7 protein-coding genes are annotated in these 13,658 nt (G+C 60.9%); 1 reads left to right on the top strand and 6 read right to left on the bottom strand.

What is annotated here, in order from left to right; genetic code table 11:
• Positions 1–159 precede the first annotated feature (159 nt).
• Positions 160–672: a hypothetical protein gene (locus KMW22_RS18015; protein ID WP_221091414.1), complete on the top strand. Its 513-nt coding sequence runs from the start codon at positions 160–162 to the stop codon at positions 670–672.
• Positions 673–937: 265 nt separating this feature from the next.
• Here KMW22_RS18015 and KMW22_RS18010 read toward each other — a convergent pair whose 3' ends face one another.
• The 6 genes from KMW22_RS18010 to KMW22_RS17985 form a co-directional block, all read right to left on the bottom strand.
• Complete coding sequence (locus tag KMW22_RS18010; protein WP_221091413.1) at positions 938–3,442, bottom strand: AAA family ATPase; 2,505 nt, start codon at positions 3,440–3,442, stop codon at positions 938–940.
• On the bottom strand, positions 3,439–4,692 hold the full coding sequence (locus tag KMW22_RS18005) for an McrC family protein (protein WP_221091412.1): 1,254 nt from the start codon (positions 4,690–4,692) through the stop codon (positions 3,439–3,441). Before KMW22_RS18005 ends, KMW22_RS18010 begins: the two co-directional genes overlap by 4 nt.
• 421 nt (positions 4,693–5,113) lie before the next feature.
• On the bottom strand, positions 5,114–8,668 hold the full coding sequence (gene pglX / locus KMW22_RS18000) for a BREX-1 system adenine-specific DNA-methyltransferase PglX (protein WP_221091411.1): 3,555 nt from the start codon (positions 8,666–8,668) through the stop codon (positions 5,114–5,116).
• Between the two features lie 199 nt (positions 8,669–8,867).
• On the bottom strand, positions 8,868–12,470 hold the full coding sequence (gene brxC, locus KMW22_RS17995) for a BREX system P-loop protein BrxC (RefSeq protein WP_221091410.1): 3,603 nt from the start codon (positions 12,468–12,470) through the stop codon (positions 8,868–8,870).
• Positions 12,467–13,048 carry a DUF1788 domain-containing protein gene (locus tag KMW22_RS17990; RefSeq protein WP_221091409.1) on the bottom strand — a complete coding sequence of 194 codons (582 nt, stop codon included), beginning with the start codon at positions 13,046–13,048 and terminating at the stop codon, positions 12,467–12,469. Before KMW22_RS17990 ends, brxC begins: the two co-directional genes overlap by 4 nt.
• Entirely contained in the window at positions 13,045–13,650 is a 606-nt protein-coding gene (locus tag KMW22_RS17985) for a DUF1819 family protein (protein WP_221091408.1), read from the bottom strand. The genes KMW22_RS17990 and KMW22_RS17985 overlap by 4 nt, the downstream gene beginning before the upstream one ends.
• Between the last annotated feature and the right edge of the window lie 8 nt (positions 13,651–13,658).

Raw genomic sequence — 13,658 nt, 5'->3', positions numbered from 1 at the left:
GGTTTTGGTGGCTGCACACCTTCAAAACACCGCCTTTTCGCGTTCCCGTCGAGTCCCTTGACATGCTGGAGGGAGATGTGTTGTCTGGGACGGCAATTATGCGAAGTTGTCGGCTACTGAGCCCTCCCACGTCACCATCCCAATTACACCCATCTCCGAATGCTGCAAGTGCTCGATGAGCTGCACCGGATTGGCTTTGAGCAACTCCGTTTTTCACGCAGTTGGTTTACCGTCCACTGGCGGCTCCAGCTTTATGCTGCTTCCGATGTCTGGGAACAGGACGGCTTCGTTGGTATAGACAGTCCCCACCTCTGTTTGTCTGACGATGATTGGATCACGTGGAAGGCTCCAGGACACATCAAAAACGGTGACTGGACAATGTTGCTGAAAGGCGACATGAAGCCCAAACATCTCGCTGGCCTGTTTGTGCTCAGCTTCCCCAGATTGGCAGAGGCAGCGTATGGATCTGACCACGCTTACCGGGAATGGTTCAGGAGCATCCGGCCTTACTTGAACACTGGCATGGTGCCGTCGACATGGGAGGAGCATATCTATGACGGAGACCCTGACTTCTTCATGCGGCACGCCCTCATGCGAGATGGCTTAAGCGACAAGGTCAAAGTGGTTGCCCGTCCACCACACAACCAAATGGCTACCCTCAAACCAAGGTAACGACATGGGCGGTCGGTCAGACAGCACCGAGGTGCGACTGACAGAGCCTGTCACTGTTCCGAAACTGCCCCTGGCTCCTTCTCCCATGCGTGGGGCCAGCCACTGGGCCATGACGCATACCTGAGCCGTGAGCCACCCAAGGTTCGACAGAGGGAAGCAGGACCCGAGAGGGAGCACAAGCCCAGATGTCCGAACTCTACGCCGTGACTGTGCTCTTGACGCCTCACTCTTGAGCTGTCTGTGCCGCCGTATGCCCCTTGCCCACTTAGCCTGAACTCCGGCTCATCGCTTCGGAGCCCGCGAATCCCGCCAGTGCCTCAGCAAGGGCCTCGTTACTGAGCCGCTTCACACCCACTGCATCAAGGTAAAGGGGCTCTCCAAGTAAAGAGCGGAGTCCGGCGTCCTGAGCATAGAAATACTCCTGAAGCAGCGGGATCAGCTTATGACGCCAGCGGAAGGCCACGTCACGTACAGTCAGCGTTTCTCCCATCAGGTAGGCGTGTCCAATCCGGTGATCGGCGTCCAGGGCCTCAGTGAGGCGCTCGTTCAGCGTTCGCAAGAGCCGCTCTGGAGACAGGCTGGTCCCTGCTACCGTGCCCTTTAGCAGTTCGGGCTTCGGCGGCACTTCCACAAAGGTAAAGCGGCGCCGTAGGGCCACGTCCATCAGCGTGATAGAGCGGTCGGCTGTGTTCATCGTGCCGACCACGTAAACGTTGCTTGGAACACTGAACAGATTGTCAGGAGCGTCCGAATACGGCAAGGTCACGCTGTAGTTGCCCAAGGTGCCTGGGGCGGCGCGCTTGTCGTCCTCGATGAGGGTAATCAGTTCGCCGAAGGTTTTGGCTGTGTCCGCACGGTTGATTTCATCGATGATGACGACATAGTTTTGATCGGGGTTGGCGTGTGCCGCCTGACACACCCGCTTGAAGGCACCATCGCGCACCTCGAAGCCGCCATCGGCCGTGGGCCGCAGGCCCTCCATGAACTCCTCGTAGGTGAACGCAGGATGGAAGGTGATCAGGTGAAGATTGAGGTGAGACGGGGCAGCCGAAACCGTTCCACTGGCAGCGCGTACCTCCTGCAACCAGGCAACAATCCTGTGGCCCTCCGCGTTTAGGGTCCAGCGGAGCGAATTCGGGTCCTGACCCTCCCGGCTGAAAATGTATGGGGCGTACCGTTTCGCTGCGCGACTGCTTGGGTCACTCGGATGGGTATGCGTCGCAAGTTGTTCTGACACTGTGCCGCTGATGGAATTGTTGTCGGGACGTCCTTGCGCGAACTCCTGCACTTCCGGGTGCTCCAGCAGTTGAGGGACAGTCGCTGAACCGAGGTCAGCCAACGCCATGGCGATGCATTGCCACCACCGACGTGGCTGAGCCGCCTCACCCGATAAAGGTGTTGGCACTGCAGGTCGCTCTCCCAACCATGCCTGGGCAAACTCGCGGGCGGTATACGTCTTGCCAGTTCCGGGCGGACCGTACAGCACAATGTTGCGGGTGTGTGACGCGAGGTCGACGAGGTACTGCACGTCCTCTGGCAAAGGGGGGCGTGGAGCCTGCTCGTCCGGACGACCTTTCCACCCGAGCTCCTGAAGACAGGCCAGCATCTCAGGGCTCGGGTCCTGCTGCGCGTAGGCATCGAGTATCGCCTGCACGCCAGCCTCAGCGACAGGAGTGATGGTGCGGCGGGCGAAACCTGTGGCGCTGGCCGGAAGAGGAAGGTCCTGAGTCACGAGCCAGCGAACGCGCCGCATATGGGCCCAGAAGGGAAAGTCCGGGCCCAGCACCTCTGGTGTCAGCGGATTGAATTCAGCCCCCGGCTCGAGGTAAGGCCCTTCCAGGAGCCCGACGGCGGCCACTTTGCTGGTACCGCGGTTGGCAATGACAATGTCTCCTTCGTGCATCCGCTGGCTGAAATGCAGCGCTGACAAGGCAAAGCCCCGGTCTCCCCCGGACTCAGCAATCTGGGCTTCCATGTCTTCAGCCGCGACCTTGCTCAGATCAGGCAGCGACGAGCCGATAAAGATGCAGGAGTGCTCCAGGGCTTTTGGAAGCAGACTGGCCCGCTCTCCCAGAGCCACCTTCCACGCACGGGAACTGCTTTCTACCTCACCAACTGGAGGTGGAGGAAAATGGTCATACAGGAAGCGCATCAAGCCGACGTTGTCATAGGCCTGAGCCGCTGGCTGGGCTCGGAGAAAGGTCAGCAGCTGATGGTTGAGCGCCGCCTGATCACCACTCGGCACCTGCCCCAGCAGCCGGAGGAAGTGTTGAAGGTGGCCAGGCTGCGTGATCGGAAGCAGCTTCCGCGGGAAGTAAAGCGTGAGTGGCTTGAGCCTCAGCCCGTAGCGGGATTCACCCATGAGGGCGCTGGCTATGTCGGCGCCTGCCACATCTCCCTGCTCCAGTTTCTCAGCCGCCTGAACAATCGCGTCCAGAATCCGCGCCCGCGCGTCCTCAGGGCTGCTGAACATCGTGTTGACCACGTAGGCACTCTTTGCCTGGCTCCAGTACACGCCAAACTTCGCTGACGCGCCACCGCTGATACTGCCAAGCATGCCTGTGCCCCACTCGAGCGCGTAACAGAACGTGCGGCTGTCCCCACGGCCAACGACGTACTTCTCCAGGGGCAGATCCCTGAGGGTCTCCAGAGGGAATGTCTGCTGAAAGTCTTCCCGGATCAGGCGGTGCTCTTCAGACACCTGTGGTGGATGGGTCTGGGCCCAGGTGATGAGGCGGGCGTTCAGGTCTTCGGGAGTTACGGTGCTCATAGGTGAATTCCTTGACCGCGCAGGAAAGCGCGCAACTGCTCGTGCAAGTCTGGAAGGTGCTGGGGCAGGCCGGGTTTCAGGTCTATCCCTGCGGCGCTGATCTGGAGTGGCGGTAGACCGGCGGCCTTGAGGGTCGGCACGTTCACCGCATCTGGGTATATGAGCAAGACATGCCCACAGTGCAGGTGACGGGCGTAGCTGTACATCTGATAGAGGTCGCTGCCGTTGTGCGCGCCTCCTAGGCGCTTGTTCTTGAAGTCGATGATCAACCTCACCTCGCCTCCTTCCAGCACTGTGAGGTCAGGCAGAAGTTCCTGAACACCACCTTGAAAGAGATACTCGCGCTGATGAAACGGCCGCTGCGCACGGCCAACGTACCCGGTCCCTGGAAGAACGTCTTCAACCAACACACGCGTCAGGAACTGCTCAAACAAGCGGTCCATGTTGAACGCGAAGGCCTGCCCGTGAACCGGGCCCGCGTCCTGCCAGGCGCCCCAGCCCTCCAGAAGCATGCGGGCCAGGGTCAAGGGCAGGTCGTAGCGACGCTGCAGCCGGTTGAGGGTAAACGGAGACCAGTCGTGTGGTGTGGCTGGCCATGGAGTGACGCCGGCCTCGCGCAGCCACACCCGCAGTTCAGCCACATGCTGGCGCAGCACCCACCCGGAAACGCGGCTCAGGAGTCGCTCGAGGACGAGCAGGAACAGACGATTCGCCGGATGGTTTGCGGTGAGGTCCACGTACTCGACGGGCAACCTGGAGCGGTCACCTTGGCGCATGTACGCGGCCACCCGCAGGCGCCCCCGCAGGACAGGCAACTCCTCCTGAACGTTCTGCGACCGGCGAAGCAGACCACGCTGAAGTTCAGTCCTTAGTCTATGAACAAAGAGCGCCGCGAGCTCTTCCTGAAGATTGGAGGTGTTCAGGGACAGGGGGGCTTGAGGCAGGGACCACTGGCGGCCCATTGTCCGGGCCAGCATGAACAGCAGGTTGCCTGTGCCGATCCCCGCCTTCGGCCGCACCTGCACCGTGCAGGTCGCCAGGGTGAACACGCCCACGTACGGACCCGCTTCAAGGCGCGCACCCTGAGGGGTATCGGTCAGCGTGAACGCCCCTGAACGCTGCGCATTGATGTGAAAAAGCGCTACGCGGTCTGCGTGAGAGAAGGAAGGAAGAAGCAACTGCCCACGTTCCCGAAGCTGATGCACGGGACGCTCGAAAGCCGGTGGAGCTGGGGCCATGAGCTGTGTCATCCGATCACCTGTCCTTCCTGGACGCTCACGAGATCGTCCTCAGCTCAGCTCTGAACGCTCGAGGAGCGACCGGACCAACAGCGTGCCGGGCAGGTACCCTTCTTCCTGCATCCAGGCGCGGGCGTCCTCGACCGAGGAGAAGGCCAACTCGGTGCCCTGCCCATCGGTCAGGAATAGGCCCGGCCACTTCAGCCAGCAGCCGTAGGGCGCCGGGTCTGATGGTTCACTGGCATCTTCCTCGTCGACCGGCCCAGAGCGTTGATTTTCATCGGTTTCGGTCTGCGCTTCAGGCCGTTCTTCCTCGTATACCTCCAGCGCCTCAAGATGGATGCTGTAGCGCTGGCCGAACTCGTGCAGCTCCTCAAGACTGAGAACCCGAACTTCTGCAGCCGCTTTCCCTGCCAGCGGGCATTCCAGAACTTCACCTCGTGGCGGCCTCAGGCAGCGTCTGCGCGATCAGGTCACGCTTCCACTGACTCTTCTTCTCCAAGTCGGCCATTTTCAGGTCTGTGCCCGTGTAGACGAGATCCTGCAGGCCCTTGAGCGGGCGACCCGTCAGATACTCCTGCCCGGCGGCGCTCATCAGCCAGTAGTTGTAGGCCACACCGTCATCAAGATCGAGGGTGATCTTCAGGTCAGCGGCGTGCTTGAGAGACTCGTCGTACTTGTGGACCTCGGCAATCTGCTCAGAGAGGTCTTTGATGCGCTTGTCGGCCTGCTTTTTCGCGGCTGTACTGCTCGCCGCGTCCTTCTCGCCCTTCGCCCGTTCCAGTTCGGCGTCCAGCTTGCGCTGAAGCGGCAGCAGGTAATCGGTGCGCAGACGCGCCAGCGTCTCTACGTCGTAGCGGTGGAGGTACACCAGTGCCCCAAAGCCGCGTTTCTTGCCACTGGTGAAAAGCCAGTAGATGGGCCGCTTCTTGTACGTCTGGATGTGGTCGGACATGAATTCGGTGGCGAAGTAGCGCCGGATGCGGGCTTCGGCTGATTCCCCCGCCTTTTGACCGCCCAGGGCTGCGGCGACCCACTCCATATTCTCGGCCACCTTCTCTGGCGCGAAGGCCACCCGCAGGAATTCCTGGAAGCGGCTGGTGATGTCGTCCTCGAAGTAGCCGTCCAGTGTCGCAGGCAGGAGGCCGTCGCGGTCTGCTGGGAAGCGCGTGTGGCGCGAGGAGTCGAAAGGCTGACCAGCGTGAATCAGGCCCGGTTCGTCCAGTGAATAGCGGCCCATCATGCAACCCACCGCATAGGACAGCAGCGAGCGCACGTCGCGGCCCAAGTCAGCGCGGCGGATGGTGATCTGGTCGTCGGGCACCTCCGGCGTCAGTTCGTCTTGCAACCCATAGGCGTCGATCCAGTAGCGGTTGTTGTCCTCCTCCAGCCGCTGCAACTCGCGGAAGGCCGCCTCCGCCTGAGCCTGCCACAGCGAGAAGGCTTCAGGAACGGTCGCAGTGCTGGGGCGTAGCAGAGGATGAGTTCGGAAATCCCAGGATGTTTCAAAATTGTCCCAGTCGATTTTAGAGAGGGAAATGATGTTTTCGATGTCACTTAGGTTTCTATTTTGCAAGAGTTTGAATGGCATCTTGCCAACGTCACCCGATTGATAGTTTAATGTAGGACACAAGATATCCAGCACAGTATTAGCAAAGTTTGAGTTGTAAAGACTCAGGTAAGTCAGCAGAATACGTCTGTCGTGCACTAGGATGGCAGGAGACGCACTATCAAAGAGAATTCCCGACGGGTAATATCTAAAGCTCGTCTTTGCAGAGGCAATGCGACTCCAGCTCACCGTAGGATTCTTTTCCGCAAACTCCATCTTTCTATTAGACTGCACAATATACGCCGCCACCTTGTGCTCCAAGTTGCCATACCATTTCCGATAGCCTCCACCTTTGTTATAGCCTATCCATTGTGTAGAATTACTTCTTATTTCATGCCACAAGCGCAAAAATTTCTCATTGTTGCTTGTCTGCATTCCTACACCCATGTCAGCATATTCGCTTGCCGCTGGGGCTGAAAAGGCATCGAAAAATCTGCTACTAAACCAATAAGCTATAGGAGAGCCAGGGATTTTTTCAAACTGCTGGTCGTTTATTTTGAAGGGTTCATAAGAGAAGAAGCGTTTCTCCAATTCTTCTGGAGTAGCTGAAACAAAATTTTTCTCAAATAATTTATAGTACCTGCCAACGTGATTCGGGGTTTTCTGTCCTTTAATTATGAAGGCGACACTTCCAAAATCCGACCCCCAAACCCCTCTGCCATTATGAACTAGGTTGACAATATTGGAGTCTTTCAGTATACTCCTGCGGAGTTCCTCAAAACTGCCAAGGTTCATCCAATTAGGGATTGTAATCATTCCAATATATGATGAAACCTTAATTAGTTTGAGAGATTTCAACAGGAAGGTGCCGTATAAATCCTGTCTCCCTTCAGTAAGATTTTTCTCGATGTATGTCTCCAAAACACTTGTGTAGTTTGCCCCACCCATATAAGGCGGATTCGCTACTACTGCGTCATACTTCCGGCTCAGCAACTCGGCTTGCTTTAGCAGGTGGTGCAAGTCCTCCAGCGCCCCAGCGTCAAGCCCTCCCCTGTCCTCCAGCCAGCGCAGTTGCGGCCGTAGCCGCTCGACGTCGAAGGCGGGCGGAGTAATCAGGCTGCCTAAGTGGTCGGCATCGGCAAAGGCGTCCACCAGCGGTTGCCAGTCGTTGGGGTTGAATGCGTCAGCATCAGTCAGGCCACCGCTCAGGGTGGCGTACTGGCCCAGCATGTCCTTACTTCCAGCAGTAGGCAGCCGCAGGTGCCGGGTGGACTTCACCTGCAGGATGTTCAAAGCGGGCATCTCACGTCGGAGCAGGCGGCTGTTTAGCTCACGGGCCTTCATCACCACGGCGAAGCTCGCCAGTTGCGCGGCCCGTTCGTCAATGTCCAGGCCGTGCAGGTTGTGTTCCAGAATCAGCGCGGGAATTTCGCGCTCGCTGTAGCCTCGTTCGCGGTAGATGTGGGCCAACAGGTCGAAGGCGTACACCAGGATGTGCCCGCTGCCGCACGCCGGGTCCATCACGGTCAGCTGCTCGGGCGTCAGATCTGGGTTTGGCGTGGGAGCCGGGTTCTCGCTCTCCAGGTAGTACGGCATGTGCTCGCGCAGGGTGCTGTCCGGGTGTGCCTCCAGCCACACGCGGCCCAGGCTGTTCTCCACCATGTACCGCACGATCCAGTGTGGTGTGAACAGCTGCGTGGCCGCAGGAATGTCGCGGGGACTGTACTTGCCCTTCTGCGCAAACACCTCGTCCTTGCGCTCCGAGATGTAGAACTGGTAGAGCCAGCCGACAATCTCGATGTCCTGCCAGTCCTCTTCCGGGATATCGGACAACATGCGCCGAACAATGGAATCCTGGTTGAGCAGCGTGTCGGGCAGGAACAGGTCCAGCCACGCTTTCTCCTGGCTAAACAGGAACGGCATGGTCTGGGCAAAGGTGCCGGCGTAGGCGGCCAGCAGGCGGCGGTAGACCTCGCCGGGCTGGTGCAGGCGTTGCCACTCGGCAATCACGTCCGGCGTCACCTGCTCGCCCAGGTCGCCCCCAGCGGCCAGGGTCATGGCGTCCCGCAGCAGGTTCGGGTCGGGCTGGCCCTCCTGGTCGCTGGACAGCGCCCGCTCAGCGTACCCATGGACCTCCATGTATCGCAACGCGGCGAGGCGGTTAAACCACGTGTAGGCGATCTCGTCCACCAGCAGCAGGAACTTCTCTTTCGGTGTGCCAGAGAGGTCGTGGTAGTGGCGAACGAGGGCGTCGTACTGCCCCAGATCGGTAGACTCCAGCGTCAGCGTCTGCCCGCCGATGATCAGACCACCCTGAATGCGGGTCGGGGGTTCAATCCCCTTTTCCGTGACTCCGAAGAGGGCGAGGCGGGCGCGGACAACGTCATGCAGGTGGCGGCGGGCCCACTGGGCAAAGTTTTTGACGGCAGTACGGTTCAAGATCGTTCTCCAATGCGGGAAAGGGAAGTTCGACTGACGGTCGGGGGCTTGACGCCGTAGCGTGGCGAACGCTCACTTCAGCGGATTCGGCGGCAATGCCAACTGGTGAGGCGCAGGGCAGGTGGGGTGCGGGGGCAGTGACTCAAGGGCAGATTTACTGGTGGCACCAACAAGTGGAGCGTAAAGCCACCACACGCCCCTACTCCAGGCGGACCCGCACACCGTCCTGCATGGCCTGCTCCAGCTGTGCCCTCAACTGACGGAGGTACTGTTCAACATCATCCTGGCTTTCCAGGTACGCCTTGCCAGGCAGGTTGCTCGCTTTCACGCTACGAATGGGCTTGATGGGTGGAGCAACGGGATCAGACGGGGTTGTTTTTGCGTCCGGTGTGGGCTCAGGCGCCTTCGCTCTTTCCTCTTCGGCCCGCTTGTTAATGGCCGCCACAATGGCAGTCTCCACGAGCTGTGCGGCCTGCCTGACGTGCAGTTCCGCAGCCTCCGCAGCGTCAATGGTCCGCGCCACCTCCAGGCGGCTCCGAACATCAAGCATAGGTTTGGCCAGCCCCTGACTGGTCTCTGGTCCCAGTTCCTTCGCAATGGCCAGCAGACGCGCCGTTTCCGCTTCAATGATCGTTTTGACCTTGGCCTTTGACTCGGCCAGTAGGTCCTCCACGTGGGCTTTGACGGGTCCCAGCACACCCTTGAGCCCGGGAAGGACGCTCACTGGGTCTGACATCTCGAGCATTTCACGCGCCTTTTTGATGCGCGCCTGAAGGTCCGGCGCGTTCACCCGCGTGAGGTCTGGTTCCAGGTCCGCCAGCTGGCGGCGGATCTCGTCGAAGATGACCACCTGCTGACCCCCGTAGAAGCCTTTGAGCCGGTCACGCAGCTCCGCCCAGTCCTCAAGTTCTTCCTGTTTGCCCGCAATGGCGGTGATCAGCGCTGCCGTGCCCGACGTGTTTAGCAGCGCCTGCACGGTCGCCAGGGGCTCGCCCAGCTGAGACCCGAACGGATACCCCTCGCGCGCCTTGTCCTGATACCGCTTGAGGGTCTCCTGATCGCGTTCCAGCTGCGCGCGGTACTCGGCTGCCAGTTTGGGCGCGTCAGCACTGGCCAGCTTGTCCGCGCCGGTCAGGTACTCCCGGGCGAGCTTGCGGGCCGCCAGCAGGTCGGGCTGCCGGATGGTCTCACTGACCCGGACCACGGTTTCTTCCTGCCCGGCTTTCTTCAGCAGCCGCCCGGCCAGGCCCGTCTCACCGGGATCAATGGTCTTCTGCGCCCGCTGCAGGTCCACCTTCCCTTTGATGACCAGCGTTGCCAGGATGCCCAGCGCCTCCGCATCAGTCCAGCCGTAGGGCCGCCGGGTGAACTGATCGAGCAGCGTCCGGACGGTCACGCGCACACTGCGCGTGGCCTGTTCGCCCAGCCAACGCTCCATGTCACTCAGGGCCAGGTGGTTGGCATCCTGTCCATCGAGGTCCTGGCTGTCGTCCGGCGTGGTGAATGCCCGCGCGACCATGGCCTCGGTCTGGTGGGGTTTTTGCAGGAACGAGCGTTTAGGATACCCATTGTCAATCAGGGCGCGAAGGGCCGCGTTCAGCACTTCCGTGGCGCTGCTACTGGAGAGAGTTAACCGGCTGCCCAGTACGTAAACGCGGGCGTCCGCGATGGCCTGGCGCAGGTTCGTCTCGATGCGGGCCTTGCGGGCGTTGTTTTCCTCCGCGCGGGCACTGATGATCTGCCGCATGGACGGCGTGTTGTCCTGCCCGGACTTGCGCGCCACGTACTTGTCGGTGCGGACCATCTCCGAGAGTTCCTCGAACAGCAACCGGTCGTCGGGCAACACGACCAGCGCTTCAATGGCTCCGCCGGGCAGCACAGCGTTCGACTGCAGGGCCGCCACGTGATCTTCAGAGAGGTCGGCGAAGCGCTCCCCATATGGCGTGATCAGGTGCAGGCCAATATCCTGGGTGGCCGCCCCAAAGGGCCGGTCATCGAGTTTGCGGTTAAAAGCGTAGCCGTGGTACGCGTCGTACTTCAGGGACGGCACCGAGTACACGGAATTCCAGATCCGCTTCTGCAGTTCGGCGTTGAGTTCGCCCTCGGCGACATCGACATTCTTGATTTCCCGGCCGACGTCCTGCTCCTCGTTCGTCAGGAACACCCAGACGTCGCCGTTGCGGGAAATCAGGGTCTGCTTTTCCAGCCGGGCCAGCGAGGCCTGAACGCGGTCACGCAGGGCCAGCTTGTCCTCGTCCACATGGCGCAGGCTCAGGGTGGTGAGGTTGTCGAGGTTAGTCTTGATCTCCTTGACGTGCTTGAGCATGAACAGCGCCTTGAGCAGACCCAGGTCCTGCCGCTCCAGGGCGGGGTTGTCCTGCGCCTGATCAATCACCCGGCGGATATTGCCATCGAGGAAGCTCTCGACCGCGCTGTAGAACACCTCAAAGGGCACCAGGGAGCCCAGGGGCTGACCACTGAAGGTCTGCGCCGCGTCCTGAAAGGCGTTGAGCATGCTGCGCTCCCCTTCCGCGAGATGCTTGCCGGAATGGCCCGTCTGCCGGATGGCCGTGAATGCCTCCTGCAGCAGCTTGAACTGGTACGGAATAAAGGGGTAGTTCGCGACGAAACTCTCGGCGTCCTTGTACCCGAGCAGGGTTGCGTCGTTGTTGAAGGTGATCAGGTTTCTCAGTGTGGCCTGCGCGGTGTCGTACAGGGCCTGCAGGGCCTGCACGCCGCCTGCTGTCTTCTTCAGCAGTCGCAGGCGAATCACTTCATCAGTGTTCGCACTCGACAGGCTGATGCGGGTGTTGAAGCGGCCCTGAATTTTGGAGAAGTCATTGCTTTTGCCGCGGCCGTCCAGCACCCGGTCAATGTCTTCCTGTGAGGTCACCAGGATCCAGGCGCGTCCGGGCGCCTGCGTACCAAGTTCCTCTGCGACCGACTGCAGGTTGAGCATCAGGCTGCTGTTATCCCCCACGTACTGGCCCACCTCGTCCACCATGAAAAGAACGCGGTGGTTGCGGCCGCGCCGGTCGAGGTAATCACGGATCTCGCGGGCGAACTCATCCGCGCTGACGTCGCGCTGTACGCTCAGACTCTCCAGCCAGCGCTGCCCGTCCTCCTCGGTCAGGCCAGCGGCCCGCGTGAGGGCCTGCGTGATGTCGGTCTGGTGAAAGGCCCAGCCGTCCCGCAGTTCAGTCCAGGGGGCGCCGGCGGTCTGCTCGAATGCGGCCTTGAACGCATCGTACTTGCCGCGCTTGTCGAGCATGCGCTCCATGGCCGCCATCTCCGGACTGCTCGCCAGGTACCCCAGGTGCTCATCAAAGGCCTTTTGCATGACCTTCGTGACAGCTTCCTTGTTGGTCTTGCTGCTGGAGTCCGCCTTGGCATCAATGTTGAAGAGAATGACGTCCGTATGCTCCGCTGCCCGCGCAGATTTCTCGACCATGGCGCGGACCATGGGATCCGGCAGTTTGCCCGTGTCAAAGAAGGCGATGGCGCGGTGCCCGGCCACCTCACGGTTGGCGAGCAGGTACGACAGGATCTTCAGGAAGTGCGACTTGCCGCTGCCGAAAAAGCCGCTGATCCAGACGCCAACCTTGTCCGTGGGGCGCTCGAGTGAATCGGCGTAATGCTCGAAAAAGCGCCGGAACTGCCCGTCGAGCTCGCGGGTGACCACGTACTCGTCGAGCTCCTGCTGCACGTTGCGCTCGTCCTGCTGCCCGGCCTTGATGACGCCGTTGATGTTGCGGTCGATGGGGCGGTCAAACAGGTCACCAATTCGCAGATGAGGGGTCATGCATGCACTCCTTGGTTGGGCTCCGGCAGGAGGCGGAACGCCCGGTAGTAGTTGTCGTCCTTGAACAGGCCAAACAGTCTGAGCTGCTGCCCGTCGTAGGTGCCGGGGAACAGCATGACCACGGGCACCTGATCGAGCCGCTCGTGGAGGTTATTGAGGATGCTGTGCGACCGCAGCAGGGGGTACGCGGCGCCCACCTGGGTGAGCAGCACAAGTTCGGCGCCCTGGGCCTGCCGGGCGACGGCTGTGGCCACCTTGTCGGGGGACAACAGCGGTTTGAGAGCCCCATGCAGCGCAGCGGCGCCCCGGGTCTGCTCCAGGGCCAGTGCCTTGTCCAGATACCCGCGCTCCTCGAGCATGCCGAGCACCGTCTGGTAGAGGTCAATGACCCCCACCCGCACACCCGCTGCCTCAACCGCCTGAACGACCCTGGGCAGGGCCTTCACCACGTCGGGCTCGCGCTCCGGGGCGTAATCAAAAATGTAGAACCCGATTTCATTCCCCAGCCCCTTGCCGCGCAGCAGTTTTGGATCAAGGAGGGCGTCACTCAGGGCGTTCAGGCGGGTGTCCAGACTCACTTCAGGGCCTCCAGCAGGGGGAACAAAGGGGGGTCAAGCTGCTGCACCATGGCCTTCAGGCGGGCCGAAAGGTGCTGCGGCACTGTTTCAAACTCACCTTTACGGCGTTCTTTCAGCAGCCCCGCGTCAAGAAGAAAACGGGTGAGATTGCCACGGGTTTTCTGCATCGTCGCAGGCGACCACTGGGCCATCTCCGGGTGCTGGTCCGCCTGGTGGGTCAGGAAGGTGCGCGCGTCGGCGTCGGTCACCTGCACCTCCAGACGCTGCCACTTGTACAGCAGCACGTCTGAAATAAACGCCCTCACCAGGGGCTTTTGCCGCGTGACCAGAGCCAGCATCAGGATCTGCCGGGCTTCCAGGGTGCCGTGGGCCAGCTCGGGCAGCACTTCGTCAGGAATGTCCTGCAGGCGGGTCTTCAGGGCGCCCAGGACGGTCAGTTGACTGTTGGCCTTACCTGGGCCGAAGAGGTGGCCTTCCCGCGCGGACCGGCGCAGGTCTGCCCAGGTGAGGCCGTCCAGCAGGGACTGGGCGACCAGGGCACTTTCGGTGAGCAGGAACTGGGCATTGGTCAGGGCCGTGTGGCCGGGTGGAGACGTCAGCATGCGCCCCC

This window comes from Deinococcus aquaedulcis (assembly GCF_019693445.1).
In the GTDB taxonomy this organism is placed as follows: Bacteria; Deinococcota; Deinococci; order Deinococcales; family Deinococcaceae; genus Deinococcus; species Deinococcus aquaedulcis.
Note: the sequence above shows the minus strand (reverse complement) of the source record. Positions and strands in the feature narration are given on the sequence as shown.

Excerpts from the sequence above, each read along its gene's own strand:
- KMW22_RS18015 (WP_221091414.1), top strand. The coding sequence starts at position 160 with ATGCTGCAAGTGCTCGATGAGCTGCACCGGATTGGCTTTGAGCAACTC.
- KMW22_RS18010 (WP_221091413.1), bottom strand. The coding sequence starts at position 3,442 with ATGAGCACCGTAACTCCCGAAGACCTGAACGCCCGCCTCATCACCTGG.
- KMW22_RS18005 (WP_221091412.1), bottom strand. The coding sequence starts at position 4,692 with ATGACACAGCTCATGGCCCCAGCTCCACCGGCTTTCGAGCGTCCCGTG.
- brxC (WP_221091410.1), bottom strand. The coding sequence starts at position 12,470 with ATGACCCCTCATCTGCGAATTGGTGACCTGTTTGACCGCCCCATCGAC.
- KMW22_RS17985 (WP_221091408.1), bottom strand. The coding sequence starts at position 13,650 with ATGCTGACGTCTCCACCCGGCCACACGGCCCTGACCAATGCCCAGTTC.